This is a genomic window from Cedecea davisae DSM 4568 (assembly GCF_000412335.2).
In the GTDB taxonomy this organism is placed as follows: domain Bacteria; phylum Pseudomonadota; class Gammaproteobacteria; order Enterobacterales; family Enterobacteriaceae; genus Cedecea; species Cedecea davisae.
In genome coordinates this window covers 1793156-1818621 of sequence record NZ_KE161030.1, presented here as the reverse complement: position 1 = coordinate 1818621, position 25466 = coordinate 1793156, and the positions used below count along the sequence as shown (strand labels likewise).

21 protein-coding genes are annotated in these 25466 nt (G+C 52.8%); 16 read left to right on the top strand and 5 right to left on the bottom strand.

Features of this window, described 5'->3' with window-relative positions; genetic code table 11:
- Nucleotides 1-102: 102 nt before the first annotated feature.
- From ydgH to rstA, 4 genes are all read left to right on the top strand, one after another.
- Nucleotides 103-1047, top strand: coding sequence for a DUF1471 family protein YdgH (gene ydgH / locus HMPREF0201_RS08530; protein WP_016536167.1), 945 nt, complete (start codon nt 103-105; stop codon nt 1045-1047).
- Between the two features lie 187 nt (nt 1048-1234).
- A complete protein-coding gene (locus tag HMPREF0201_RS08525; protein ID WP_039898155.1) occupies nt 1235-2617 on the top strand; it encodes an amino acid permease in 1383 nt (460 codons plus the stop codon).
- Nucleotides 2599-3372 (top strand): dihydromonapterin reductase, encoded by a 774-nt coding sequence (gene folM / locus HMPREF0201_RS08520; protein WP_016536165.1) that lies wholly within the window; start codon nt 2599-2601, stop codon nt 3370-3372. The genes HMPREF0201_RS08525 and folM overlap by 19 nt, the downstream gene beginning before the upstream one ends.
- Nucleotides 3373-3450: 78 nt before the next feature.
- Nucleotides 3451-4179: a two-component system response regulator RstA gene (rstA, locus tag HMPREF0201_RS08515; protein ID WP_016536164.1), complete on the top strand. Its 729-nt coding sequence runs from the start codon at nt 3451-3453 to the stop codon at nt 4177-4179.
- Between the two features lie 79 nt (nt 4180-4258).
- On the opposite strand, the gene HMPREF0201_RS08510 is transcribed toward rstA, so the two are convergent.
- Nucleotides 4259-4612, bottom strand: coding sequence for a hypothetical protein (locus tag HMPREF0201_RS08510; protein WP_016536163.1), 354 nt, complete (start codon nt 4610-4612; stop codon nt 4259-4261).
- A gap of 283 nt (nt 4613-4895) precedes the next feature.
- On the opposite strand from HMPREF0201_RS08510, the gene rstB reads away from it, so the two are divergent.
- Both rstB and tus read left to right on the top strand, forming a co-directional pair.
- Nucleotides 4896-6191, top strand: a complete 1296-nt coding sequence (rstB, locus tag HMPREF0201_RS08505; RefSeq protein ID WP_016536162.1) for a two-component system sensor histidine kinase RstB — start codon at nt 4896-4898, stop codon at nt 6189-6191.
- 122 nt (nt 6192-6313) lie between these two features.
- Nucleotides 6314-7243 (top strand): DNA replication terminus site-binding protein, encoded by a 930-nt coding sequence (gene tus, locus HMPREF0201_RS08500; protein ID WP_016536161.1) that lies wholly within the window; start codon nt 6314-6316, stop codon nt 7241-7243.
- Between the two features lie 16 nt (nt 7244-7259).
- Here tus and fumC read toward each other — a convergent pair whose 3' ends face one another.
- Both fumC and fumA read right to left on the bottom strand, forming a co-directional pair.
- The gene (fumC, locus tag HMPREF0201_RS08495; protein WP_039898154.1) at nt 7260-8657 is read right to left on the bottom strand and encodes a class II fumarate hydratase; all 1398 of its coding nucleotides are present in this window, start codon (nt 8655-8657) and stop codon (nt 7260-7262) included.
- A gap of 50 nt (nt 8658-8707) precedes the next feature.
- On the bottom strand, nt 8708-10354 hold the full coding sequence (fumA, locus tag HMPREF0201_RS08490; RefSeq protein WP_016536159.1) for a class I fumarate hydratase FumA: 1647 nt from the start codon (nt 10352-10354) through the stop codon (nt 8708-8710).
- Between the two features lie 206 nt (nt 10355-10560).
- Between fumA and manA the strand changes: the two genes are divergently transcribed.
- Entirely contained in the window at nt 10561-11736 is a 1176-nt protein-coding gene (gene manA / locus HMPREF0201_RS08485) for a mannose-6-phosphate isomerase (RefSeq protein WP_016536158.1), read from the top strand.
- Between the two features lie 126 nt (nt 11737-11862).
- The gene (locus HMPREF0201_RS08480; RefSeq protein WP_039899252.1) at nt 11863-13416 is read left to right on the top strand and encodes a YdgA family protein; all 1554 of its coding nucleotides are present in this window, start codon (nt 11863-11865) and stop codon (nt 13414-13416) included.
- A 104-nt stretch (nt 13417-13520) separates the two neighbouring features.
- On the opposite strand, the gene HMPREF0201_RS08475 is transcribed toward HMPREF0201_RS08480, so the two are convergent.
- Nucleotides 13521-14555, bottom strand: coding sequence for a Mal regulon transcriptional regulator MalI (locus HMPREF0201_RS08475; RefSeq protein ID WP_016536156.1), 1035 nt, complete (start codon nt 14553-14555; stop codon nt 13521-13523).
- A 186-nt stretch (nt 14556-14741) separates the two neighbouring features.
- Here HMPREF0201_RS08475 and malX point away from each other — a divergent pair, with 186 nt between their 5' ends.
- The 6 genes from malX (at nt 14742) to HMPREF0201_RS08445 (ending at nt 22545) form a co-directional block, all read left to right on the top strand.
- A complete protein-coding gene (malX, locus tag HMPREF0201_RS08470; protein WP_016536155.1) occupies nt 14742-16331 on the top strand; it encodes a maltose/glucose-specific PTS transporter subunit IIBC in 1590 nt (529 codons plus the stop codon).
- A gap of 44 nt (nt 16332-16375) precedes the next feature.
- The gene (locus tag HMPREF0201_RS08465; protein WP_016536154.1) at nt 16376-17548 is read left to right on the top strand and encodes a MalY/PatB family protein; all 1173 of its coding nucleotides are present in this window, start codon (nt 16376-16378) and stop codon (nt 17546-17548) included.
- A 140-nt stretch (nt 17549-17688) separates the two neighbouring features.
- Nucleotides 17689-19119, top strand: coding sequence for a CehA/McbA family metallohydrolase (locus HMPREF0201_RS08460; protein WP_039898153.1), 1431 nt, complete (start codon nt 17689-17691; stop codon nt 19117-19119).
- Nucleotides 19120-19334: 215 nt separating this feature from the next.
- Nucleotides 19335-20810 (top strand): peptide MFS transporter, encoded by a 1476-nt coding sequence (locus HMPREF0201_RS08455; protein WP_016536151.1) that lies wholly within the window; start codon nt 19335-19337, stop codon nt 20808-20810.
- Nucleotides 20811-21082: 272 nt separating this feature from the next.
- The gene (locus tag HMPREF0201_RS08450; RefSeq protein ID WP_016536150.1) at nt 21083-21832 is read left to right on the top strand and encodes a class I SAM-dependent methyltransferase; all 750 of its coding nucleotides are present in this window, start codon (nt 21083-21085) and stop codon (nt 21830-21832) included.
- Nucleotides 21833-22083: 251 nt separating this feature from the next.
- On the top strand, nt 22084-22545 hold the full coding sequence (locus HMPREF0201_RS08445; protein ID WP_039898152.1) for a GNAT family N-acetyltransferase: 462 nt from the start codon (nt 22084-22086) through the stop codon (nt 22543-22545).
- A gap of 326 nt (nt 22546-22871) precedes the next feature.
- Here the strand turns inward: HMPREF0201_RS08445 and HMPREF0201_RS23325 are convergent, their stop codons facing one another.
- Nucleotides 22872-23036: a hypothetical protein gene (locus tag HMPREF0201_RS23325; RefSeq protein WP_016536148.1), complete on the bottom strand. Its 165-nt coding sequence runs from the start codon at nt 23034-23036 to the stop codon at nt 22872-22874.
- Between HMPREF0201_RS23325 and HMPREF0201_RS08440 the strand changes: the two genes are divergently transcribed.
- Together HMPREF0201_RS08440 and HMPREF0201_RS08435 are read left to right on the top strand one after the other, a co-directional pair.
- Nucleotides 22960-24360, top strand: a complete 1401-nt coding sequence (locus HMPREF0201_RS08440) for an MBOAT family O-acyltransferase (protein ID WP_342341889.1) — start codon at nt 22960-22962, stop codon at nt 24358-24360. The genes HMPREF0201_RS23325 and HMPREF0201_RS08440 overlap by 77 nt on opposite strands.
- A gap of 9 nt (nt 24361-24369) precedes the next feature.
- The gene (locus HMPREF0201_RS08435; RefSeq protein ID WP_016536146.1) at nt 24370-25449 is read left to right on the top strand and encodes a hypothetical protein; all 1080 of its coding nucleotides are present in this window, start codon (nt 24370-24372) and stop codon (nt 25447-25449) included.
- The last annotated feature ends 17 nt before the right edge of the window (nt 25450-25466 follow it).

Below are 25466 nucleotides of genomic sequence, written 5' to 3'. Positions count from 1 at the left end.
GTAGATTAGCCTTAATTTCAGTGCCATAATCGGCCGTTAACCTGTCATTATCAGAGAACGCAGTATCAGCACTCATTTTGCGCAAGGCGAAGGATTATTTTTATGAATCTCAAGAACACCCTTCTGGCGTCAGCTCTTATTTCTGTTACTTCGCTGTCCGCTCAGGCTGCGACAGAACTGACGCCTGAACAAGCATCTGCTCTTAAACCCTACGATCGTATCACCGTCACCGGGCGCTTTAACGCCATCGGCGATGCTGTGTCTGCTGTTTCTCACCGTGCGGATGAAATTGGCGCGGCCTCTTTCTATGTACTGGACAGCAATTTCATCGGGGAAAGCGGCAATGCTCGTGTAATAGCGGATGTGTACAAAGCCGACGCACCAAAAGCAGATGCGATCAAAAACCGCGTAATTAACGGCATTGTGGAACTGCCGAAAGAGCAGGCCTTTAAGCTTGAGCCTTTCGATACCGTGACCGTTCAGGGTTTCTACCGCAGCCAGCCTGAAGTGAATGATGCGATAACGAAAGCCGCACGCAACAAAGGTGCCGCCTCATTCTTCATCGTGCGCCAGGTTGATGCTAACCAGGGCGGAAACCAGCGCGTTACCGCATTCATTTACAAAGCCGATGCTAAACAGCGTGTGGTTCAGAGCCCGGACCTGCTGCCGGCTAACTCTGAAGCAGGTAAAGCGGCATTAGCGGCCGGTGGCGCGGCGGCGAAACAGGTTGAAATCCCGGGTATCGCCTCTTCCGAAGCGCCGTCCAGCGACGTGGGCCGTTTCTTCGAGACTCAAAGCTCTAAAGGTGGCCGTTACACCGTCACTTTACCGGACGGGACTAAGATCGAAGAAGTGAATAAAATCACCGCAGCCCAAATGGTGCCGTTTGATAATATTCAGTTCACAGGGAACTACGGCAACATGACCGAGATCTCCTACCAGGTCGCCAAACGCGCGGCTAAAAAAGGTGCCAAGTTCTACCACATTACCCGCCAGTGGCAGGAGCGTGGTAATAACATCACCATTAGCGCAGACCTGTATAAATAAGGTGCGTTAAAAAACCTCAGGGCGGCGAAAGCTGCCCTTTTTTTTGCCATTCAGTTCATTTTATGGCTCAGCTCATTGCAAGCAGTGTTCACACTCCGTAGAATCCCGCGCCTTAGCGTGATCCTCTATTTATATGCGTAAAAGCATAATAATTATGCTGGATCCCTTAACTCTTTACAGGACCTCTATGGAAAAGAAACTCGGCCTCGCGGCGCTAACCGCTCTGGTATTAAGCTCTATGCTCGGCGCGGGAGTATTCAGCCTGCCGCAGAATATGGCCGCTGTCGCTAGCCCTGCGGCCCTGCTTATTGGCTGGGCAATCACCGGCGTAGGTATCCTGCTGCTGGCGCTGGCGATGCTGGTACTGACGCGCCTGCGCCCCGATCTCGATGGCGGCATATTTACTTATGCGCGCGAAGGGTTCGGCGAGCTCATTGGATTTTGCTCGGCCTGGGGCTACTGGCTGTGCGCCGTTATCGCCAACGTTTCCTACCTGGTTATCGTCTTTTCCGCTCTCAGTTTCTTTACCGACACGCCCGAGATTCGGCTGTTCGGCGACGGGAACACCTGGCAGTCTATCGTAGGCGCTTCGATACTATTGTGGATGGTGCACTGGCTGGTGCTGCGCGGCGTACAGACCGCAGCCAGCATCAATCTTGTAGCCACGCTAGCAAAACTCTTGCCGCTGGGTATGTTTGTGGTTCTGGCCTTTATGGCGTTCAAACTCCCGACATTCACCCTCGATTTCACCGGCCTCAAGCTCGGCGTGCCCGTCTGGGAGCAGGTGAAAAATACTATGCTCATCACCCTGTGGGTATTTATCGGCGTTGAGGGCGCGGTGGTTGTTTCGGCTCGTGCAAGAAATAAAAAAGATGTTGGTCGCGCAACGCTGTTGGCCGTGGTCTCCGCCCTGGTCGTTTACCTGCTGGTCACTCTACTTTCGCTTGGCGTAGTGGCCCGCCCGGAGCTGGCGGCAATGCGCAATCCGTCGATGGCTGGCCTGATGGTTGAAATGATGGGGCCGTGGGGCGAGATTATTATTGCCGCCGGGCTTATTGTTTCCGTATGCGGCGCTTATCTGAGCTGGACAATCATGGCAGCGGAAGTCCCGCTGCTGGCGGCTACCCATAAAGCCTTTCCGAAGATGTTCGCCCGTCAGAATAAAAACAACGCTCCGTCGGCATCGCTGTGGCTAACTAATATTAGCGTGCAGGTCTGTCTGGTATTAATTTGGCTTACCGGCTCGGACTACAACACCCTGCTGACCATCGCCTCGGAAATGATTCTGGTGCCCTATTTCCTGGTCGGCGCATACCTGCTGAAAGTCGCCAGTCGCCCTCTGCACAAGGCAATTGGCGTGGGTGCCTGCGTTTATGGCCTGTGGTTGCTTTATGCATCAGGCCCGATGCATTTACTGCTTTCAGTGGTACTTTATGCTCCAGGGCTGCTGGTGTTTATGTATGCCCGCAGTACCCACATGCACGAAAAATCGCTTAACCTAAAAGAGCGAACCGTTATTTGCCTGATGCTGCTGGCAGCATTCCCGGCAACATGGATGCTGGTGGGCTAGAAGCATTACTCCCCCGGCAGATACATTCTAAGGGGAGAATTGCTATTAACCGTCCTATTCTGATAACCGGCGCCGGGAAACGTATTGGCCTGGCGCTGGCTCAACAGTTTATTGCAAAGGGGCAGCCGCTGATTATCAGCTATCGCACCCGACACTCCTCAATCGACGCCCTCGAACATGCTGGCGTAACCTGCCTGCATGCGGATTTTTCTAGCACTGAAGGGATACTCCGATTTGCGGAGCAGGTGAAAGCGTTGACTCCTTCATTACGTGCAATAATCCACAATGCCAGCGAATGGCAGCCGGAAAGTCGCCACACGCCGCTAAGTGAAACGCTTAATGCGATGATGCAAATCCACGTTGCCACGCCCTATTTGCTCAACCACGAATTAGAAGCGTTGTTGCGCGGCCACGGCCAGGGCGGCAGCGATATTATTCACATCACCGATTATGTCGCAGAGCGTGGGAGCGACAAGCATATCGCTTATGCCGCCAGCAAAGCCGCACTTGAAAACATGACGCTCTCTTTCGCGCTCAAACTTGCGCCTGAGGTTAAGGTTAACGCCATCGCCCCTGCCCTGATTATGTTTAATGAAAGTGATGATGCGGAGTATCGCCAACGCGCGTTAAATAAATCGTTGATGAAAATCGCGCCGGGTGAACAGGAGGTCGTTAACCTGGTGGAATATCTGTTAGCCAGCCGCTACGTTACCGGGCGCAGTCATGCGGTCGACGGCGGGCGCCACCTGCGCTAAAACTGTTTACCAACCATTAATGGTGTAATCTATTGCATCATTGTATGTTTATTTCTTTAACAGCCAACGCGGCAGGTTATGAGCAAAATTGTTTATGTGGAAGACGACCCGGAAGTAGGCGGCCTGATAGCGGCCTACCTCGGGAAACACGACATTGATGTTATCGTTGAAACCCGCGGCGATCGTGCCGAAGCGGTTATTCAACAACAGCAACCTGACCTGGTGCTGCTCGATATTATGCTTCCGGGTAAAGACGGGATGACATTGTGTCGGGATCTACGCCCGCAGTGGGACGGCCCGATTGTGCTGCTGACCTCGCTGGACAGCGACATGAACCACATCCTTTCGCTCGAGATGGGCGCTAATGATTATATTCTGAAAACCACGCCGCCTGCGGTGCTGCTGGCTCGCCTGCGGCTGCATCTGCGCCAGCGTGTGTCGGCCCAGCATACGGCGGATACAACGGCCAGTAACCTCAAGCCCCATAAAGCGATACGCTTTGGCACTCTGTGCATCGACCCGCTTAACCGCCAGGTCACGCTTGGGGCAGAAAATGTTGTGCTTTCTACCGCTGACTTTGACTTACTGTGGGAGCTGGCCACTCATGCAGGCCAGATAATGGACCGTGATGCGCTGCTGAAGAACCTGCGTGGCGTAACCTATGACGGTATGGATCGCAGCGTCGACGTAGCGATTTCTCGCCTGCGTAAAAAGCTGCTCGATAATGCGACAGAACCCTTCCGCATTAAAACCGTGCGCAACAAAGGATACTTATTTGCCCCGCACGCCTGGGAAAGCGAAGCATGATGAAACGCCTTCGGTTATTTGCCGAAGGCGGGCGTAAAAAAACCCGCAAAAGCGGGTTTAGACATGCCGGTAATCAATATTAACCGTTGGCTCTGATATCCAGATATGAGAGCAGATCTACGCCAGACGTCTCTCTGGCAGCATCATTTACAGCCGTCAGGAAGAAACCGTATGGTTCGTCTTGCGCATCGTGAACAATATAGACAAAATTATTTTTTCCATTGTTTGCAGCACAATTGATTGTCCATGCCTGTTCTTTGTCCTTCGTGCTCGAGCAATGTAGCGGCCCATAGCTGTATGAAAGATAAGATTCGAGCCTACCCTGTGCGCCAGAAACAAAATCAGGAGCGGTTGAAAAACTTAGTTGAGTTGCCAAAGCCACAACTAAAGTAACAGTGAGTGCAACAGCACCCAGAATCCATTTCCTTGTCATTTCTAAATCCGTTGTAATTTTACGCTCGGCTAATTTATCAGATTTATCTCAGTTAAAAACTACCAAAATTTTGTCTTGCGGGAAATTATTGCTGTGAAAAGCGCTAAAATCTCGCATAAGCATCTTCCAATTTACGGGCATAGATGGATGTTGTCGGCCGGGTTTAGCGTAAACCAGATGGAATTACATTCCTGATTCAGCACATCGGCAGATATAATGCATTGATAGTGCCTGACGCGCCTATGGCACCACGCCTAATCTATTAATTTCACGGTAATATTTGATGAAAAAGCTGTTTGTACAGTTTTATCTCCTGCTGTTTGTCTGCTTCCTGGTGATGACCATGCTGGTTGGCCTGGTGTATAAATTCACCGCAGAGCGCGCCGGGCGGCAGTCGCTTGATGACTTGATGAAAAGTTCGCTCTACCTGATGCGCAGCGAGCTGAGAGAAATTCCTCCGCGCGACTGGAATAAAACCATCAACGATCTCGACCTTAACCTCTCTTTTAAGCTCAACATTGAGCCAATGAGCAAGTTTAAGCTGGATGATATTGCCGCTCGTCACCTGCGCGAGGGCGAAATAGTCGCGCTCGACGAAGAATACACCTTTATCCAGCGCATTCCGCGCAGCCACTATGTGCTGGCCGTTGGGCCGATTCCCTACCTGTTTTACCTGCACCAAATGCGGCTGCTGGACATCGGGCTAATTGCCTTTATCGCTATCTCCCTCGCCTTCCCGGTTTTTATCTGGATGCGCCCGCACTGGCAGGACATGCTAAAGCTTGAGAGTGCCGCCCAGCGCTTTGGTCAAGGCCATCTCGATGAGCATATTCATTTTGATAATGCTTCGAGTTTTGAGCGGCTCGGCATCGCCTTTAACCAGATGGCGGATAACATCAACGCCCTGATCGCCAGTAAAAAACAGCTGATCGACGGCATTGCGCACGAGCTAAGAACGCCGCTGGTTCGCCTGCGCTACCGCCTTGAAATGAGTGATAACCTCAGCCCTGAGGAGTCGCAGGCGCTTAATCGCGACATCGGCCAGCTGGAAGCGCTGATTGACGAGCTGCTGACCTATGCCCGTCTCGACAGGCCCCAAACCGAACTTCATCTTGCTCACGTCAAATTCGCCAGTTGGATGGAAACCCACATTGCCGACGTGCAGCTCATTCACCGCCAGCGCCAGATAGCCCTCGCCACCGATACAGTAAACGCCATCGACTACGGCGCTATTGATTTGCGCCTGATGGAGCGAGTGACCGACAACCTGATCAACAATGCCCTGCGCTACAGCCAGCAGCAGCTGCGCATCAGCCTGTGGCGCGAAGGCGACATCGCCAATTTACAGGTTGAAGATGACGGCCCGGGAATACCGGAAGAAGAACGCGCCCGGGTATTTGAGCCGTTTGTACGCCTGGATCCAAGCCGCGACAGAGCCACCGGCGGCTGCGGCCTCGGGCTGGCCATCGTCCATTCTATCGCCGTTGCCATGGGCGGCCAGGTCACCATTGATAGCAGCCCTCTTGGCGGAGCCAGCTTCCGCTTCTCGTGGCCGGTAAACACCACTTACCTCTCCTGATAACAGCTTGCCCGGCCCCCAGGCCGGGTATTTCCCTCCTGCTAAACAAAATCAAACACTGTTGCCGATGCTATCGCCCCCTGCTACAGTTCATTAGTATGTTGTAACTAAAGTGAGTTTTTATGGCCCGTTACGATCTGATTGAACGCCTGACTTCCACCTTCCGCTCTCTGGAGCAGGCGTTGAACCTGCTCCGCGGGCAGCTTGGAGAGCTCAGGCTGCTTAGCGGCCGGGTCTTCACCCTGCCAGAAATTGAAAAGAGCAAGGAGCACGACCCGCTCTCGTCGATACAGGTCACGCAACGCGTGGGCCAGGATGCGCACGAAGCGGCGGTAGCCCACTTCACCCGGATGTTTATCCAGCAGCAGTCAGAAAAGGCCAGCAGCAAAGCCGCCGTACGCCTGCCGGGCGCAGTTTGCTATGCCGTCACAGAAGGCCAGTTTCGGGAAACCACGGCGCTTATCACGCAGGTTAACCAGCTGAAACAGGCGCTGGAACAGATAATCAGCCTTGAGTCCGGGCTGCCCTCTTCTCAGCGTTTTGAGTGGGTGCATCGCCATATTCCCGGGCTTATCACGCTCAACGCCTACCGCACCATCACGCAGCCTGAAACGCCGGATACCGTGCGTTTTGGCTGGGCCAACAAGCAGATAGTCAAAAACCTGAGCCGCCAGCAGGTGCTGGAAATGCTGGAGAAAAGCCTGAACGCCGGGCGGGCGGTTGCTCCGTGGAGCAAAGAACAGTGGGCAGAGCGCGTGACGCAGGAAATAAACGATGTGGCGAGCCTGCCGGAAAACGCACGACTGAAAATTAAAAGGCCGGTTAAAGTACAGCCCGTGGCCCGCGTCTGGTATCAGGCTCAGCAAAAGCAAGTGCAGCTCGCCTGCCCTTCGCCGCTGGTTGTGCTGTGCAGGCAGGACAATGGTGAAACGCCGCCGGACTTAGGAGAGTTGCTGAATTACGATGCGGAAAACATTCGCCATCGCTATAAACCGAAAGCGCAGCCGCTAAGATTAATTATCCCGCGGCTGCACCTGTATTGCGAAGAATAGATTTGCGGGTGAAAACTTACGGCTTCATGCTGCCGACCATATCTTCCGGGCGCACCCAGGCATCAAACTCTTCTTCGCTGAGATAGCCGAGCTTGAGCGCAGACGCCTTAAGGGTCAGCCCCTCTTTATGGGCCTTTTTGGCGATTTCAGCAGCCTTGTCGTAGCCGATGTGGGTATTCAACGCCGTCACCAGCATCAGCGACTCATTCAGAAGCTGGCTGATGCGGTCGCGGTTCGGCTCAATGCCCACCGCGCAGTGCTCGTTAAAGCTTTCCATGCCGTCCGCCAGCAGGCGCACCGATTGCAGGAAATTATGAATAACCATCGGGCGGTAAACGTTCAGTTCAAAGTTGCCCGAAGCGCCCCCGATGTTCACCGCCACGTCGTTGCCCAGCACCTGGCAGCAGAGCATGGTCATCGCCTCGCACTGGGTTGGGTTCACTTTCCCCGGCATGATGGAACTGCCCGGCTCGTTTTCCGGGATGGACAGCTCGCCGATGCCGCAGCGCGGCCCGGAAGCCAGCCAGCGAACATCGTTGGCAATCTTCATCAGGGAAGATGCCAGCCCTTTCAACGCACCGTGGGAATGTACCAGCGCATCGCAGGTGGCCAGAGCTTCAAACTTGTTTGGCGCGGTCACAAACGGCTGCTTAGTAAAGTCAGCAAGTTCTTTCGCCACGCGCACCGCATATTCAGGATGAGTATTCAGCCCCGTCCCTACAGCCGTCCCGCCAAGCGCCAGTTCCGCGAGGTGCGGCAGGCTATGCTCGATATGCTTCAGATTATGCTCCAGCATCGCCACCCAGCCAGAAATCTCCTGGCCGAGAGTCAGCGGCGTCGCATCCTGCAGGTGGGTTCGCCCAATTTTTACGATATCTTTAAACGCATCCGCTTTTTGCGCCAGCGTCTGCTTCAGCACTTTTAACTGCGGCAGCAAATGCTCGCGTACCGCAATAATTGCCGCAACGTGCATTGCGGTCGGGAATACGTCGTTTGAACTCTGACTTTTGTTAACGTCATCATTCGGATGCACCAGTCGCTCCATGCCGCGCACGCCACCCAGAATTTCGCTGGCACGGTTCGCCAGGACTTCATTCATGTTCATATTGCTCTGGGTGCCTGAGCCGGTCTGCCAGATGGCTAGCGGAAATTCATCGGGGTGTTTCCCCGCCAGCACTTCATCCGCGGCCGCGATAACCGCCGTACCCCGGTCGGCAGGCAGTAGGCCGAGGTCGACGTTGACCTTCGCTGCCGCACGTTTGGTCAGCGCCAGCGCCCGGATAAGCTCGGTTGGCATTTTCTCGGTAGAGATGCGGAAGTGTTCAAGTGACCGCTGGGTCTGCGCGCCCCACAGTTTATCTGCGGGTACATCGATTGCGCCCATTGAATCTTTTTCACTGCGACTGGATGCCATTTCTTTCTCCTTTGCGATAAAAAAAGCCGCCACGGAGGGCGGCTCGGGTATTACTTAACGCATCGAGAGCACTGTGAAGCCTGAATCTTCTGGAAGAAGTCGTTACCTTTGTCATCCACCAGGATAAACGCCGGGAAGTCTTCCACTTCAATTTTCCAGATAGCTTCCATACCCAGTTCCGGGTACTCCACACATTCAAGGCTCTTGATGCTGTTTTGCGCCAGCACCGCCGCCGGACCACCGATACTGCCGAGGTAGAAGCCGCCGTGTTTGTGGCAGGCGTCGGTCACCTGCTGGCTGCGGTTGCCTTTCGCCAGCATTATCATGCTGCCGCCGTTGGCCTGGAGTTGATCCACGTAGGAGTCCATACGGCCTGCGGTTGTCGGCCCCAGAGAGCCGGATGCATAACCGTCCGGCGTTTTCGCCGGACCTGCGTAGTAAATCGGGTGATCTTTCACGTACTGCGGCAGTTCTTCGCCGTTATCAAGACGTTCTTTGAGCTTAGCGTGGGCGATATCACGCCCCACAATGATGGTGCCGGTCAGCGACAGGCGGGTTGAAACCGGGAAGTCCGACAGCTGAGCGAGGATCTCTTTCATCGGGCGATTCAGGTTCACTTTTACCGCTTCGCCTTCACCGGCCTGGCGCAGCTCTTCCGGGATGTATTTCCCAGGGTTATGCTCCAGTTTTTCAAGCCAGATGCCATCTTTGTTGATTTTGGCTTTGATATTACGGTCCGCAGAGCAGGACACGCCCATACCGACCGGGCAGGACGCGCCGTGGCGCGGCAAGCGCAGAACGCGGATGTCGTGAGCGAAGTATTTCCCGCCAAATTGTGCGCCGAGGCCAAGATTTTGCGCCTCTTTCAGCAGTTCTTCTTCCAGCTGTACGTCGCGGAAAGCCTGCCCGTACTCGTTACCTTCCGTCGGCAGGCCGTCGTAGTATTTAGTCGAGGCCAGCTTCACGGTTTTCAGCGTAGCTTCTGCGGAAGTGCCGCCGATAACGAACGCAACGTGGTACGGTGGGCAGGCCGCGGTGCCGAGCGTACGCATTTTCTCAACCAGGTAGTCTTTCAGCTTCGCCGGAGTAATAAGCGCCTTGGTTTCCTGGTAAAGGTAGGTTTTGTTGGCCGAGCCGCCGCCTTTGGCGATACACAGGAACTTATATTCGTCCCCGTCCACGCTGTAGAGGTCAATCTGCGCAGGCAGGTTGGTGCCAGTGTTGACCTCTTTGTACATATCCAGCGCGGCGTTCTGGGAGTAGCGCAGGTTATCTTCGATAAAGGTGTTGTACACCCCGCGGGACAGCGCTTCTTCATCCCCGCCGCCGGTCCAGACACGCTGGCCCTTCTTGCCCATGATAATCGCGGTGCCGGTATCCTGGCAGGTCGGCAGAATGCCTTTCGCGGCGATGTCCGAGTTGCGCAGGAATTGCAGCGCCACGTACTTATCGTTTTCGCTGGCTTCCGGATCGGCAAGAATATCGGCCACCTGCTGCTGGTGAGCGGGGCGCAGCATAAAGGATGCGTCGTGGAAGGCATGCTGAGCCAGCAGCGTCAGGGCTTTAGGGTCAACTTTAAGGATTTGCTGGCCGTCAAACTCGGCAACGGAAACGTAGTCGGAGCTCAGCAGGTAGTATTCGGTTGGGTCTTTTTGGAGCGGGAACGGCTCCTGATAATGAAAGGGTTTATTCGACATATTTCTCTCACTTGCGACAACAGTAATGTTAATTTTTATTGTTCAGCACAGAATTTCGCGCTGTGTTCCAAAAACAAGTCATAACATCCTACACAATTTTTTAACAGAAACTGAGACTAATACGACTTTTTGTTGCCCTGGTTACTTCCCCGCGGATAATTGCTTTAATAACTGAAACTTCGACTAAATGATTACAGGGACCAGAAATGCAAAAATTGATCAATGCGGTACAAAATTATGCCTGGGGAAGTAAGACGGCGCTGACGGAACTGTACGGCGTAGCCAACCCGGAACATAAACCGATGGCCGAGCTGTGGATGGGTGCCCATCCAAAGAGTAGCTCAAAAGTCACCTCAGCCGACGGTAAACAGCACTCGCTGCGCGAAATAATTGATGCCGACCAGCCGACTTTACTCGGCAAAGCCGTGGCCGAGCGTTTTGGCGAGCTGCCGTTCCTGTTCAAAGTGCTGTGTGCTGCCCAGCCGCTCTCTATTCAGGTTCACCCGAACAAAAAAGCCTCTGAAATTGGTTTTGCGAAAGAAAACGCAGCGGGCATTCCGCTGGACGCCGCAGAGCGCAACTACAAAGATCCTAACCATAAACCGGAGCTGGTGTTTGCCTTAACGCCGTTCCTTGCGATGAACGCCTTCCGCGAATTCTCCGACATAGTTTCCCTGCTACAGCCGGTTGCCGGGGCGCACCCTTTAATTGCTCACTTCCTGCAACAGCCGGACGCCGATGGCCTGGCTAAGCTGTTTGCCGGTCTGCTGAATATGCAGGGTGAAGAAAAAGCGCTGGCTTTAGGCGTGTTAAAAGCGGCGCTGAACAGCCAACAGGGCGAGCCATGGGAAACCATCCGCGTGATCTCCGAATTCTACCCGGACGACAGCGGCCTGTTCTCCCCTCTGCTGCTCAACGTGGTTAAGCTTGAGCCAGGCGAAGCCATGTTCCTGTTCGCCGAAACGCCGCACGCCTACCTGAACGGCGTAGCGCTGGAGGTTATGGCCAACTCCGACAACGTGCTGCGCGCGGGGTTAACGCCAAAATACATCGATATCCCTGAGCTTGTTGCCAACGTTAAATTTGAGCCAAAACCGGCCGACCAGCTGCTTACTCAGCCGCAGAAAAACGGCAGCGAACTGGACTTCCCGATCCCGGTGGACGACTTCGCTTTCTCCCTGCACGACCTGAGCGCTCAGGAATCGACGCTGGCCCAGCAGAGCGCGGCCATCGTGTTCTGCGTGGAAGGAGAAGCCGTCCTGAGTAAAGACCGGCAGCGACTGGTGCTGAAGCCGGGCGAGTCGGCGTTTATCGGTGCCGACGAGTCGCCGGTAGCGGTCAGCGGCGTTGGCCGGGTAGCGCGAGTGTTTAACAAACTTTAACTTACTGATCTTTTTAGCGCGGATTGCTAAGCTAGAGTCTACGTTTACGAAAACGCCTGTCATCAGGCGTTTTTCATTCGCCCGGTGGAGGACGGCTACCGGCTTCTTAACATGGACAATGATACGATGAAAAAATCTCTGGTTGCGGTTGGGGTAATTGTGGCGCTGGGCGTAGTGTGGACCGGCGGAGCCTGGTTTACGGGCAAACAGCTCGAAGGCCGTATGGCCGAAATGATCGATAACGCCAATGCGGAGATCAAAAACTCGGCGCCAGAATCAGGGCTGGTTCTGAGCTATCAGAACTATAAACGCGGCCTGTTCCACAGCAGCGTGCAGCTGGTTGTTAAACAGGCTGCCGGTACCAAAAATGCGCTGCTGACCCCGGAGCAAAGCGTATTATTTAACGAAACCATCGATCACGGCCCGTTCCCGTTCGCTCAGCTGAAGAAATTCAACCCGATCCCGAGCATGGCGTCTATCCACACCGAGCTTGTGAACACCGACATTACCAAACAACTGTTCACCCTGACCAAAGACAAACAGCCTGTTGAAGTGGAAACCCGGGTGGGCTATAGCGGAGCAACCTCCTCTGACATCACGCTGGCGGCCATCGACGCCACCGAAGGCGAAAACAAGTTCAGCTTCAGCGGAGCTAAACTGAACGCCGATGTTGACGGCTCCGGCAATGAAATTACGCTTTCCGGTTCTGCCGATAGCGGGCTTATCAATACCGTTAACGAATACGGCCAGCGCGTTCAGCTTTCATTCAACGGCATCAAAACCGACGGTGACAGCAAGCGCAGCCTGTTCGACCAGCGCGTTGGCTCACAAAAAGCCACTGTAGATAAGCTCTCGATGGTGGTGGATGGTAAAGAAATTGCTGTGGTGGAAGGGTTTAACCTCAACGCCAAAACCGACGTTCAGGACGATAAAAAACACTTCACCGGCCAGTTCGACTACAGCCTGGACGCGCTTAAAGTGCAAAGCCAGAATATGGGCAGCGGCAAACTGACGTTGAAAGTGGGCAATATCGACGCCGCCGCGCTGCGTGAATTCACCCAGAAATATAACGCTGGCGTGCAGCAATTAATGACCGACCCGGCGTTGCAGCAAAATCCTGAGCTGTATCAGCAGAAGTCCGTTGAATTGCTTGGCGCTAACCTGCCGCTGCTGCTGAAAGGCAACCCGACAATTACCGTCGCGCCGCTGAGCTGGAAGAACGCAAAAGGCGAGTCCAGCTTCAACCTGTCGCTGTTTATGAAAGATCCGCAGGGCGTAACCGGCCCGGCCAACACGCCGGAAGAACAGCTGGACCGCTATGTGAAGTCTCTTGACGCGAAGCTGGTTATTCCGATGCCGATGGCAACCGAAATGATGACCCAGATTGCTCAACTGGAAGGCTACAACCAGGATGAAGCGGGTAAACTGGCAAGCCAGCAGATCAAAGGCCTCGCGGCAATGGGCCAGATGTTCCGCGTCACTAAAGTTGACGGCGACAACATCACCACCAGCCTGCAATACGGCACGGGGAAAGCCTCCCTGAACGGCGAGCAAATGTCTCTGGGCGAACTGTTTAGCATGTTTGCCCTGCCGGCAGGCCTCGGCGGCCCGGCGGGACAGGATAACGACAGCGATGCCGTTCCTCAGCCTCAGGATGCCGCTCCGGCTCCTCAGCAGTAAGCTTAAAAATAGCCAGTCGAATGACTGGCTATTTTTTTAGTCCCTCGCGGCCATCCGGCATAATTCTTTCATGGCGCACAATCCCTTCCAGCGTTCGGGGAAGATCAGTTTTTGATGGTTATCAGGCGGGCGGGCATTATCTGATTGCTAAAGGCAACTTCGCTCTCCTGGCCGCGCTGGAGAATACGCTGTGCCGCACTGCGCCCAATTTCTCTGGCCGGAGTCGTTACCCACGTCATCGGGACATCATCCAGGTCGTCTTCGCCCACTTCGGCAAAGGCCGCAAGGGCGATATGCCTGTCATAATAGCTGTCCACGCTGCCGCCGCCCATCTGCCAGCCAGCACGTGTCAGGCCAAACCACGCGCCCATCGCCACCGTGCTGTTGTGGCAGACCACCGCGCTGATGGTCGGAAAATTGTGCAACAATTCAGTTATCGCGTCCGCCGCCTGCTTCTGGCTCGGCTCGCATTCGAGGATCCAGTCGCTGTGGAACGGTAAGCCGTGCTGCATCAGGGTGGCGCAAAAGCCGCCCAGCCGCTCGGCCCGCGTCAGGGATGAACTGCGCCCGCCAAGCCAGGCTATACGCTGGTGCCCGCGCTTAATCAGATGTTCGGTCACCATTTGCGCGGCCTGCATATTGTCCGGCCGGATAATATCCACTTCATCGAGATAGCTGGCGCGGGAGGCAAAAACCAGCGGCAGTTTATTCTGCGCCGCCATTTCACGCAGGTCTGCCCCCTGCCCAGCCGCCCCGGCGATAATAATGCCGTCCACGCCCTGCGACACTAAGGTGTCGAAGCAGCGCTGCATATGCTGCCCTTTGCTGCCGCTTTGGGTGAGAAACAGCAACTGCCCCTGCTGCTCCAGGGCCTCGGTCAGCCCGGCGGTTAACTCGGCATAAAACGGGTTACACAAATCACGCACGATCAGACCAATTACGCCGCTCTGCCCGCCGCGCAGCGACGCCGCCTGGCGGTTACGCACAAACCCTAACTTTTCGATGGCTTCATTGACCCGCTGGCCGGTGGCGGTGGAGATCCTCCCCTTGCCGCTAAGGACCAGCGATACCGTGGTCACCGATACGCCTGCGGCTTCGGCAACCTCGTTAATAGTGATTCTTTTGGTCAGCGTCGACATCGTTAAGTCAGATCCTCCGTGAATCGGTAAATATAAAGATAAAACGTTTTACTTATGCTGGCATATTAAGCTTCATTATGCGCGGTAATTCTGCGATCGTCCTCACGATAAAGTTTGGTAAAACGTTTTATCATCGCCAAACTTTCGTTACTCAACATCTCATTTTAACCGGGTCAAGGAGTCGTGATGGCGGCTAATACACCACAAAAAAAATCGCTTTGGGAATTTTTCCAGAACCTCGGCAAAACCTTTATGTTACCCGTGGCGCTGCTGTCGTTCTGCGGCATCATGCTCGGCATCGGCAGCTCGTTAAGCAGCCACGACGTCATTACAGAAATTCCGGCACTGGGCAACCCTGTCCTGCAGCTGATCTTCACCTGGATGAGCAAAATGGGCTCATTCGCCTTCAGCTTCCTGCCGGTGATGTTCTGTATTGCCATCCCGCTTGGCCTGGCGCGTGAAAACAAGGGCGTTGCCGCATTTGCGGGCTTCGTCGGCTATATGGTGATGAACCTTGCGGTTAACTTCTGGCTCACCGCCAAGGGAATTCTGCCGACTACCGACGCCGCAATTCTGAAAGCCAACAACATTCAAAGCGTGCTTGGCGTTCAATCCATCGATACCGGTATTCTCGGGGCGGTGATTGCCGGGATTATCGTTTACCTGCTGCATGAACGTTTCCATAACATCCGCCTGCCGGATGCGCTGGCCTTCTTCGGCGGCACACGTTTCGTCCCGATTATCACCACCGTAGTGATGGGCCTTGTTGGCCTGGTTATTCCGCTTATCTGGCCGGTATTTGCCGCCGGGATCAACGCTCTGGGCTATATGATCCACAGCGCTGGCGTGTTCGGACCGATGATCTTCGGCACCGGCGAACGTCTGCTGCTGCCGTTCGGCCTGCAACACATCCTGGTTGCCCTGATTCGCTTCACCGAAGCGGGCGGCACGATGGACGTCTGCGGCCACACCGTAAGCGGCGCGCTGACCATCTTCCAGGCTCAGTTAAGCTGCCCGACCACCCACGGTTTCTCTGAAAGCGCTACCCAGTTCCTTTCTCAGGGTAAAATGCCTGCCTTCCTTGGCGGCCTGCCCGGCGCCGCGCTGGCGATGTACCACTGCGCTCGCCCTGAAAACCGCCACAAGATTAAAGGCCTGCTGATTTCCGGCGTTATCGCCTGCGTAGTCGGGGGCACCACCGAGCCAATCGAGTTCCTGTTCCTGTTCGTCGCGCCGGTGCTGTACCTCATCCACGCCGTGCTGACGGGTATCGGCTTCACCTTAATGTCCGTGCTGGGCGTCACCATCGGCAACACCGACGGCAACATTATCGACTTCTTCGTCTTCGGCGTGCTGCACGGCCTGTCCACCAAGTGGTACATGGTGCCGGTAGTGGCGGCGGTCTGGTTTGCTGGCTACTACGCCATCTTCCGCTTCGCCATCACCCGCTTTAATATCAAAACGCCGGGTCGTGATATCGAAACCACCACGGCTGAAAAACCGGTTATCGGCCAGCCTGGCAAGTCCGGCTATAATGTTCCGGCGATTCTGGCGGCGCTGGGCGGCAGCGATAACATCACCACGCTTGATAACTGCATCACCCGCCTGCGCCTGTCGGTAAAAGATATGACGCTGGTTGATACCGCAGCCCTGAAGGCTAACCGCGCTATCGGCGTGGTACAGCTCAACGACCATAACCTCCAGGTCGTTATCGGGCCGCAGGTTCAGTCGGTAAAAGATGAGATGGTCGGCCTGATGCGAACCGTCGAGGCTTAATCTATAAATGGGCGCTCAGGCGCCCTTTTTAGCTGTGAGGCTTTATGTTTGATTTTTCTGTTCCTGTAGACCGCCACGGCACCTGGTGTACCCAGTGGGACTACGTTGCCGACCGCTTCGGCGCGGCAGACCTGCTCCCCTTCACCATTTCCGATATGGACTTTCCTACCGCTCCCTGCATTCTTGAAGCCCTGCAAAAACGCCTGGCCCACGGCGTGCTCGGCTACAGCCGCTGGAAAAACGAAGATTTCCTCGGAGCCATTGCCCACTGGTATCAGCGCCGCTTTAATTCCACCATCGACGCGGAAAGCGTGGTTTATGGCCCATCGGTGATTTATATGGTTTCGCAGCTGGTACGCCAGTGGTCTCAGCCCGGCGACGGCGTGCTGATCCATACCCCGGCTTACGACGCATTCTATAAAGCGATAGAAGGGAACCAGCGCCAGGTCCTGAGCGCCCCGCTGCAAAATACGGCGAACGGCTGGCAGTGTGACATGGCCGCGCTGGAAGCCCTGCTCGCCCGCCCCGAGTGCAAAATTATGCTGCTGTGCAGCCCGCACAACCCGACCGGCAAAGTGTGGACACGTGCAGAACTTGAGCTGATGGCAGACCTGTGCGAACTCCACGGCGTGCGGGTGATTAGCGATGAAATTCACATGGATATGGTCTGGGGCGAGAACCGGCACATTCCATGGTGCGAAGTCGGCCGCGGCGGCTGGGCGCTGTTCACTTCAGGCTCTAAAAGCTTCAACATTCCGGCGCTGACCGGCGCTTACGGCCTGATCAATCATGAAGAAGACCGCCAGCATTATCTGAACGTGCTGAAAGGCCAGGACGGTCTTTCATCCCCTGCGGTGCTGGCGATTGTCGCCCACATCGCGGCCTATCAGGAAGGCGAGCCGTGGCTCGAAGCCCTGCGTGCTTACCTGCAAAGCAATTTGCAGTTTGTAGCCGATAGCCTCAATCGGGCTTTCCCGGAGCTTAACTGGCAGCCGCCGCAGTCCACTTATCTGGCCTGGGTCGATTTGCGCCCGCTGGGGCTGGATGACCGTGAACTGCAAAAAGTGCTTATCGAGCAGCAGAAAGTCGCCATTATGCCGGGCTACACCTACGGCGTGGAAGGGAACGGTTTTATTCGCCTTAACGCCGGTTGCCCGCGCATCAAGCTCGAGGCAGGCGTTGAGCGGCTTATCGCCGGGATACGCTCGCTGCAATAGTTTTAGAGGGGGAGCAATACACAAACTCCCCCCTATTCACCGGGCCAATTCATTTCTCCGTCATCTTTCCGACACCCAACCGACACACTATCTTCACCCGTTTCCCTTACGCTCTTGTCCATTAAAAACAGGAGCAAATCATGCACGTTTTTTCCGGTGAAATTCCCTTCGGCCACGTTGTTCACTCCTTTGCGGTAGCAGAAAACACCCCGGCAATCAGCCTGACGGGCACCACGCTGCGCACGGGTCATCTTTACTGTTACCTCTACGACAGCCGCCAGCAATTGCGGGCTTCGGTTATGCTGCAAAAACCAGAAAAAGTGCTGACGGTTTGCTCTGATTGGGCCTCCGTTGGCGCGCTGGCCGGAGACCTGCCTGCGGGAGAGTGGCAGTTGCACGTTTATAACGTCATCGGCGAAAGCCGTTCGCCGCAGCCGATGAGCTACCGGCTTGATATCAGCTTTGACGCGCTCGCCGCCCCGGTAGACTTTGAAAAACTGGACGTCCTGCGCGCCGATCATCAGGTCATTTTTGATTACCAGCGCACACTCAGCGACCGCCCCGGCTGGTATCGCGGCGATCTGCACGGCCATACCACCTTGTCTGACGGTAATAACACGCTGCCCCAGGCGCTGGATATCATGGCCGAACAGGGGCTGGACTTCTTTTTCCTGACCGAACACAACCTGTCTCACGCCTGCCTGCCGCGCCACGACAGCGTGCTACTGTTACCGGGCATTGAAGTCACGGCAGATAAAGGCCATCTGAACGTTCACGGCCCTGCCGCTACGCTGAATATGTACAACGCCGACTACAGCAGCCGCGGCTTGATTACTCAGGGCATCGCACTTAAACGCCCCGAAAGCGTGCTAAGCGTAAACCACGCCATGTTGCACCCCTGGAGCTGGTTGTACGACGACATGCCGCTGGCCGAAATCGATGTGCTGGAAGTGCTGAACGACCCGACGTGGAAAACCGCCGCCACCTGCAACGAACAGGTTGTAGAGATATTTACTACCTTGTGGAACGCCGGGCATCGTATTTATGCCGTGGGCGGCAGCGACTGCCATATGCAGCCTCACGAACGCTATCCGCAGGCGACAGAGCCCTCGATTTACGGCGACCCAAGCACCTATGTTTATGCCTCTGCGCTCAGCGGGGAAGCTATTCTTGCCGCCATTAAAAAAGGCCATAGCTACTTTGAACGCCGCTGCGGTTTGAACTTCAGCCTGAACAATGGTGACCTGCTGCCGGGCCAGGCTGCCGACGGCAAAACGGCGATCCTGACCGTAGCCGTGCGTGACGACGAACAGAGCTACAGGCTCCAGGTAGTCTCTGAGAAAGGCATACAGGCGGAATATCCGCTAAGCTCCGCTCCGCAAGATATTCGCTGCGATATGGCGCAGCACGCATGGGTTCGGTGGGATATTCGCCGCAGCAACGGCACGCTGGAGGGCATGATCAACCCTATTTATTGTGCGGATCATCCGCTGTTTAAAGCGCCAGTAGGCAAAACCTGGGGTGATGTCACCGCTCATCTGTCCTTCCCCCGCGGCGCGGACGATGAGTAGTTTTTTCTGCGCCAGCGCTCAGAAAAACAGCAGCCCGTTGCTGACCGAATCGCCTTTTGTAAAATTTTGAAATTATTTAATATGAATATTTAGTCGATCTCTTTTGCATAAAAAGACTAAATGCGACGAAAATGCTCTCTCATCATAGTCATAGAAATAAGACCCGGTGACGCCTTTGCCTCCCGGGTCTTTTTGTTGTTCAGAGAGATACCAGTATGAGTTTATCTTCCGGCCACGCCTCGCAGCAGGCGATCCCTCCCGGCTCCGGCGCATTGTTCTTCATCCAGATGTTCGCCACGCTCGGCTTTGCGGTTTTGTACTCCACCCTGGTCCTGTACGTGACTAAACGCCTAGGCTTCAGCGACGGCCAGGCCGACGCCATGATGGGTATCTTCGGAGCCTTTAACTACGGGCTGCACCTGTTTGGCGGCTGCCTCGGCGGGCGTTACCTGAGCAACCGCAACCTGTTTATCCTCGGCATGCTGCTACAGGTGGCAGGCTGTTACCTGATAGCGGATGCGGGCCTGACCGGCCTCTGGTGGGGCCTGGCGATGTTCCTGAGCGGCAGCGGGCTGAACGTGACCTGCCTGAATATGATGCTGACCCAGCGCTTTGCCCCGGATGACGACCGCCGGGAAGCCGCCTTCCTGTGGAACTACGCCGGGATGAACCTGGGCTTCTTTATCGGCTTTACCGTGGCGGGCTACTACCAGCTGACCGAAAGTTACCGGGCGCTGTTCCTGTTCGCCACCCTCGGCAACGTTGCCGCCGTGGTGATAACCCTGCTCCGCTGGCCGGTTCTGGCCGACATCAGCACCCCGCTCCAGCACGTTAAGGGACGCAATTTTTACCTGCGCATGGCATTCGGCCTGCTGATCCTCGCCCTGCTTGTACCGGTGCTGCGCCTGCTGTTGGGGCATCCTGAATTCAGCAGCAGCTTCGTGCTGGTGCTGGGCGCTTTGGTGTTCCTGATGCTGTGCGTAATGACGGCCCGCCACTCACGTAAACAAGAGCGCCGCCGCATGGTTGCCTACCTGCTGCTGGCGGCAGGCTCGCTGGTCTTCTGGTCGCTGTACCAGCTCGCACCGATGGGTCTGACGCTGTTTGCCGAACATAACGTTACCCTGAACGCCTTTGGCTGGCAGGTTTCGCCGCAGTGGCTGCAAAACATCAACACGATTGTGATTGTGATTGGCGGGCCGCTGATGGCCTGGCTGTTCAAACGCCTGCGCGATCGCGGTGTACGGATTGATATCCCCGCGCAATTTGCCTCCTCCCTGTTCTGCATGGGGCTTGGCATGCTGGTACTGCCGCTGGGTATTTCTATGGCGGGCGCGGACGGCATGGTTGCTCTGAAATGGATTGTTATCAGCTATATTCTGCAAAGTATCGGCGAGCTGCTGATTTCCCCTGTGGGCTACTCGATGATAGGCAAACTGGCTCCGGCCAATCTCCAGGGCCTGATGATGGGCTGCTGGATGATGGTGACCGGCGTGGCCTCGGTGCTTGCAGGCTATGTCTCCGGCCGCATGCCGCAAAATAGCGGCACCACACCGGCATTAACCGATCCGGGCTACAGCACGGTCTTCAATCAGCTGGGCTGGGGCTCGCTCCTGACAGGCGCCGTGCTGCTGTTGCTTATCCCGCTGCTGCGCCGCCTGATTGATGAGAAACGCGCCGTACAGGCTTAAATATTCGGGCGCGGGCTTAGCTCGCGCCTCTCTCCCGCCGATAATTATATTGACCCGCTAATACGCTGCGTCTAAATTAAAAACCTCATCCAGAACTCCCCAGAGGCTTGCAACGAAATGAACAACTAATGCGAAACCACGCTAATTCTATGCCAGTGTGAATACGCATCATTGTTTATTATTGCAATTTCAGCCGTGGAGTCTCCGCCCCGCGTTTTATTGCTAACACCTGTATTCCCCTGGCTCTGTTTTTCAATTTAAAGGAAAATAAGATGCCTGATACTTATACAAAACATGCCGATTTGCTCGAACATAATCGTACCGCCTGGGACACGCTTGCCCGGCAGCAGGCCGAATGGTCGCAGCCCGTTAGCCAGGAAATTATTGCCCGCGCCCGCCGTGGCGAATGGCAAATCCATCTTACGCCGGGCAAGCTACCTGCCGACTGGCTCCCGGACGTGCAGGGGAAACGTATTCTCTGCCTCGCTTCTGCGGGCGGCCAGCAGGCACCGGTCCTGGCGGCAGCGGGCGCAGAAGTGACGGTTTTTGACCTGTCCAGAGGCCAGCTTGAAAAAGACCGATACGTCGCCGAAAGAGACGGCTTAACGCTTACTCTGATTGAAGGTGATATGTGCGACCTGTCTACCTTCGGGGCCGAAAGCTTCGACTATATAATTCACCCGATATCCAACCAATACGTGCCGGACATACGCCCCGTATGGCAGGGCTGCTACCGAATATTAGCCAGTGGAGGGAAGTTATTATCCAGCTTCTTCAATCCGGTCGTTTTTATCGGCGACCGGGCGGCGGAATACGCTGAGCAAGGGATCATTCGTCCTCGCTTTAGCCTACCTTATTCCGATATAAAAGATCTCCCGGCGGATGAATTAGCCGCAAAGCAAAAACGTGGAGAAGCGCTGATCTTTGGTCATTCGCTAAATCAGCAAATTGGAGGCCAGCTCGCGGCAGGTTTCAGGTTATGCGATTTTATGAAGACCAGCAGCCCAACCCAAGGTTTTTAATAGAGCGCTATATGCCAACATTTATAGCAACCTGCGCAATTAAATAAAAAAATCTCCCCGCAGAATCAGACTCTGCAATATTTCTGCGGGGAGCATTTAGCTAAACAAACCTGGATGAGCATTAGCTTTCATCGATATACCTCTACAAATAAACACATTTGAGAACAAACATTAACCAATTTGCCAGGCGGGCTATGATAATATTCACAGGCTTAGATATTTCGCCCCTCCCTACTGACGGAAGCCATTTAATGACAGAGATAATATTTCGCAAAGCACAACTTGCCGATGTTTCCGCCATCATAGCCCTTCTGGCCGACGACGTGTTGGGCCGCCTGAGAGAAGATCCCAGTACACCTACGGACCCGCGTTACCTTGAAGCCTTCCATGCCATCAGTGCCGACCCGAATCAGCTGCTCGCCGTTGCCGTATCTGGGGATGAAATAATCGGAACCTTGCAGTTAACTTTCATACAGGGGTTAGCGCGTAAAGGCGCATGGCGCGCCCAAATTGAAGCCGTGCGTATCGCCCGCTCGCAGAGAGGCACCGGTTTTGGCAAAAAAATGTTTGCCTGGGCCATCGAGCAATGCAAAGAACGTGGCTGCCACCTCGTCCAGTTGACGACGGATAAAACACGAACCGATGCGCATCGCTTTTATGAAAAGCTGGGTTTCGAAGCCAGCCATCTTGGTTACAAGCTTTCGCTGAAGTAGTTTTTATCTTCTGAACCGCAACAGGGACGTTTGCGCAACATCATTACATCAGAGCATTAGCGCAAGACGAATCGACACCATCTGTGATTTTGAATTGTTTTGCGCTAATTTTTTACCTGCTCTGAGGGTCACCACATTCAACGAGCAACCATCAAATCCTAAAATCGAGTCATGTAAGGTATTGTTTTTACATGAGTGCGACAGATGTCGCTACGACTGTATACACCAGCCCAAAACTATACCTACTATAACTTTCATCTCTTTTTCTCATTTACAAATGACTAACCGTCTAAAAAACAATACAATCTACCCAAGGTTAACTCCACTCATAGCTCCAATTCATAAACCGAACGATTACCTTGGGGATCATTGATGCTTTTTAATTCACTTGAATACGCTGTTTTCTTTTTACCCATTTCGGTTATTTTATTTTTCATATTTAAAAAATTAAGCATTACTTTATCAAAGATATGGCTTTGCATTTCAAGCATATACTTCTATTCTTTTTTCACCGCCCAATTTCTGCCAGTGTTAATATCCTCTATGATTGTGAACTACGCATTAATTAGAGCCATTAACCATGATAAAACAATAAAGTCAGTCTCTCTTTCCATAATTTTTAACGTCATATCGCTTGGGTATTTCAAGTATTGTAACTTCTTTATTTTTAATATAGAAAAAGCATTCGATATGCATCTGGCAAATATAGAAGTCATTGCTCCCCTTGCAATTAGCTTTTACACATTCCAGCAGATATCATTATCGGTGAGCATATATCGAAAAAATATCTCAGATATTCCCTTCATAGATTACTGTTGCTATATTTTATTCTTCCCAAAACTTATATCTGGCCCTATCACAAACTATGAAATAATAACATCACAATTAAATAGCAGGAGTTTATATTTAGGTAAATATTTTGCTCCGGCAGTTTTTATTTTCAGCATTGGTGTTTTTAAAAAGGTGGTTCTTGCATCCTACTTTGGAGTCATTGCGGATCAAGGATATGCTAATGTGAGTTCATTGAGTATAATTGACTCATGGGTAACAAGTCTTTCATATAGTATGCAGCTATATTTTGATTTCTCAGGATATACTGATATGGCAATAGGTTCAGCCATGTTATTCGGAGTAATACTACCAGTTAACTTCAATTCCCCATATCTGGCATCCGACCTTCAGGACTTTTGGCGACGGTGGCATATAACACTATCAACATGGTTGAGAAATTTTGTCTATATCCCTCTTGGCGGTAACCGCAAAGGCTCATTAAGAACATATGTGAACCTCTTTTTAACGTTCCTTATTGGTGGTTTCTGGCATGGTGCGGGATGGAATTTCCTTGTTTGGGGAGCATTGCATGGTGCAGGCTTGGTTATTCACCGTTTGTGGTCACAAATGGGGCTCAAAATGCCCTCAATAATTGGGTGGTTTGTGACATTTAACTTTGTTAATGTCACATGGATATTCTTCCGTACAGACAATATTCCTGATGCAGCGCTCATTCTTAAGAAGATGTTTCTTTTTTCAGGAAATATACAAGGCAGCTTACTTTTTAACCAGCCTTTTGCTGACGCTTTCTTCTATGCAAAAAGTTTAAGTGGTCCATATATGCTCGTTGCATGCTTAGCCGCCATTGCGATATGCCTTAATCCATTTAACTCAAACTTGATAATTTCAATGACAAAAAACGACAAGGCCGGTGTCAAATGGAATATTGTCACTCCCGCATTATGTGCATTTGGTCTATGTTTGTCTGTTTATGTATCACTCGGTGGTGCTGCTCCTGGTTCATTTATTTACTTTAACTTTTGATGGTGTCACATGAATTATAGAAATGGCATAATAATTTTTTTTGCAATAATTTTTACAGCGATAGGGTTATTCTTGCTGGCGTTCAAACTTCAGGAAAAAAAACAAGTTATTGGTGAGTGGTGGCTAGTCAACGCTTATCAATTCAAAGGGATGGTGTCTGATGGTATTTCAACAAAGAAAATAATGGTGGTGAGTGGCTCGAATAGCCTTTTCTCTATAGATAGCGATATAATATCAAACAAAACCAGAATGCCTGTCGTAAACTTAGCCACTCATGCAGGTTTGGACATTAATTATCATGCCTTCATAATAAAAAAATACATGAAGCCTGGTGATGTAGTTGTTATGCCACTGGAATATGAATACTACACTTCAAACGGAAAGCCAACAGATTGGTTTGTCAATAATATGACTGGGTGGGGCCATGATTATCTTTCTACGTTAGATACTTACGACTATATTAAATTCCTGGCAAACATAACCCCCAGGAGACTCTGGGAAGGATTGACTGCCACTGATAAAAACTATGTTGACCCGATAGAAATAGTTGAACAAAGGATAACAAAAAGTGATGGTAATTATTATGGTTATAATTATAAAAGTTTTAATCACAATGGAGATATAAATTTTAAATCTAACTCAAAAACTGTCTATGAACGCATTGAAAAAGGTTCTTTTGACTACTTCTCTGATATAAACCAGTTATCTCCATACGCTTTAAAAAAGATTAAAGAAATAAAATATTTTGTAGAGAAAAATAATGGCAAGTTTATTTTGACATGGCCAGTAACAATGAGAAACCCATCTTTTGACACCAGCAAAAAAGAGACAAAAGAAAACTTGAATCATATAAAGAGAATGCTTGCCGACAGTGGCATTAATATTTACTGTTCGCCAACAGCATCAAATCTTGATAGCCAACTATTCATTGATTCACAGTACCATACCAATGGTTATGGAGCATTTGTCAGAAGTTCATTATTAGGCGAGTGCCTGAATGAAATAATTAATAAAAAAAATACAAACAATGATGACATTGATTATAGAAGTCGAGTTTTAGAGCTTGAAAAACAGACGCCTTATTACTAAGGAAGGCGGGAATTTCC

Excerpts from the sequence above, each read along its gene's own strand:
- fumA (WP_016536159.1), bottom strand. The coding sequence starts at position 10,354 with ATGTCGAATAAACCCTTTCATTATCAGGAGCCGTTCCCGCTCCAAAAA.
- HMPREF0201_RS08450 (WP_016536150.1), top strand. The coding sequence starts at position 21,083 with ATGCCTGATACTTATACAAAACATGCCGATTTGCTCGAACATAATCGT.
- rstB (WP_016536162.1), top strand. The coding sequence starts at position 4,896 with ATGAAAAAGCTGTTTGTACAGTTTTATCTCCTGCTGTTTGTCTGCTTC.
- fumC (WP_039898154.1), bottom strand. The coding sequence starts at position 8,657 with ATGGCATCCAGTCGCAGTGAAAAAGATTCAATGGGCGCAATCGATGTA.
- manA (WP_016536158.1), top strand. The coding sequence starts at position 10,561 with ATGCAAAAATTGATCAATGCGGTACAAAATTATGCCTGGGGAAGTAAG.
- HMPREF0201_RS08455 (WP_016536151.1), top strand. The coding sequence starts at position 19,335 with ATGAGTTTATCTTCCGGCCACGCCTCGCAGCAGGCGATCCCTCCCGGC.
- HMPREF0201_RS08460 (WP_039898153.1), top strand. The coding sequence starts at position 17,689 with ATGCACGTTTTTTCCGGTGAAATTCCCTTCGGCCACGTTGTTCACTCC.
- folM (WP_016536165.1), top strand. The coding sequence starts at position 2,599 with ATGGATGCTGGTGGGCTAGAAGCATTACTCCCCCGGCAGATACATTCT.
- ydgH (WP_016536167.1), top strand. The coding sequence starts at position 103 with ATGAATCTCAAGAACACCCTTCTGGCGTCAGCTCTTATTTCTGTTACT.
- rstA (WP_016536164.1), top strand. The coding sequence starts at position 3,451 with ATGAGCAAAATTGTTTATGTGGAAGACGACCCGGAAGTAGGCGGCCTG.
- tus (WP_016536161.1), top strand. The coding sequence starts at position 6,314 with ATGGCCCGTTACGATCTGATTGAACGCCTGACTTCCACCTTCCGCTCT.
- HMPREF0201_RS08525 (WP_039898155.1), top strand. The coding sequence starts at position 1,235 with ATGGAAAAGAAACTCGGCCTCGCGGCGCTAACCGCTCTGGTATTAAGC.
- HMPREF0201_RS08480 (WP_039899252.1), top strand. The coding sequence starts at position 11,863 with ATGAAAAAATCTCTGGTTGCGGTTGGGGTAATTGTGGCGCTGGGCGTA.
- HMPREF0201_RS23325 (WP_016536148.1), bottom strand. The coding sequence starts at position 23,036 with ATGCTTGAAATGCAAAGCCATATCTTTGATAAAGTAATGCTTAATTTT.
- HMPREF0201_RS08510 (WP_016536163.1), bottom strand. The coding sequence starts at position 4,612 with ATGACAAGGAAATGGATTCTGGGTGCTGTTGCACTCACTGTTACTTTA.
- malX (WP_016536155.1), top strand. The coding sequence starts at position 14,742 with ATGGCGGCTAATACACCACAAAAAAAATCGCTTTGGGAATTTTTCCAG.
- HMPREF0201_RS08435 (WP_016536146.1), top strand. The coding sequence starts at position 24,370 with ATGAATTATAGAAATGGCATAATAATTTTTTTTGCAATAATTTTTACA.
- HMPREF0201_RS08475 (WP_016536156.1), bottom strand. The coding sequence starts at position 14,555 with ATGTCGACGCTGACCAAAAGAATCACTATTAACGAGGTTGCCGAAGCC.
- HMPREF0201_RS08445 (WP_039898152.1), top strand. The coding sequence starts at position 22,084 with ATGACAGAGATAATATTTCGCAAAGCACAACTTGCCGATGTTTCCGCC.
- HMPREF0201_RS08465 (WP_016536154.1), top strand. The coding sequence starts at position 16,376 with ATGTTTGATTTTTCTGTTCCTGTAGACCGCCACGGCACCTGGTGTACC.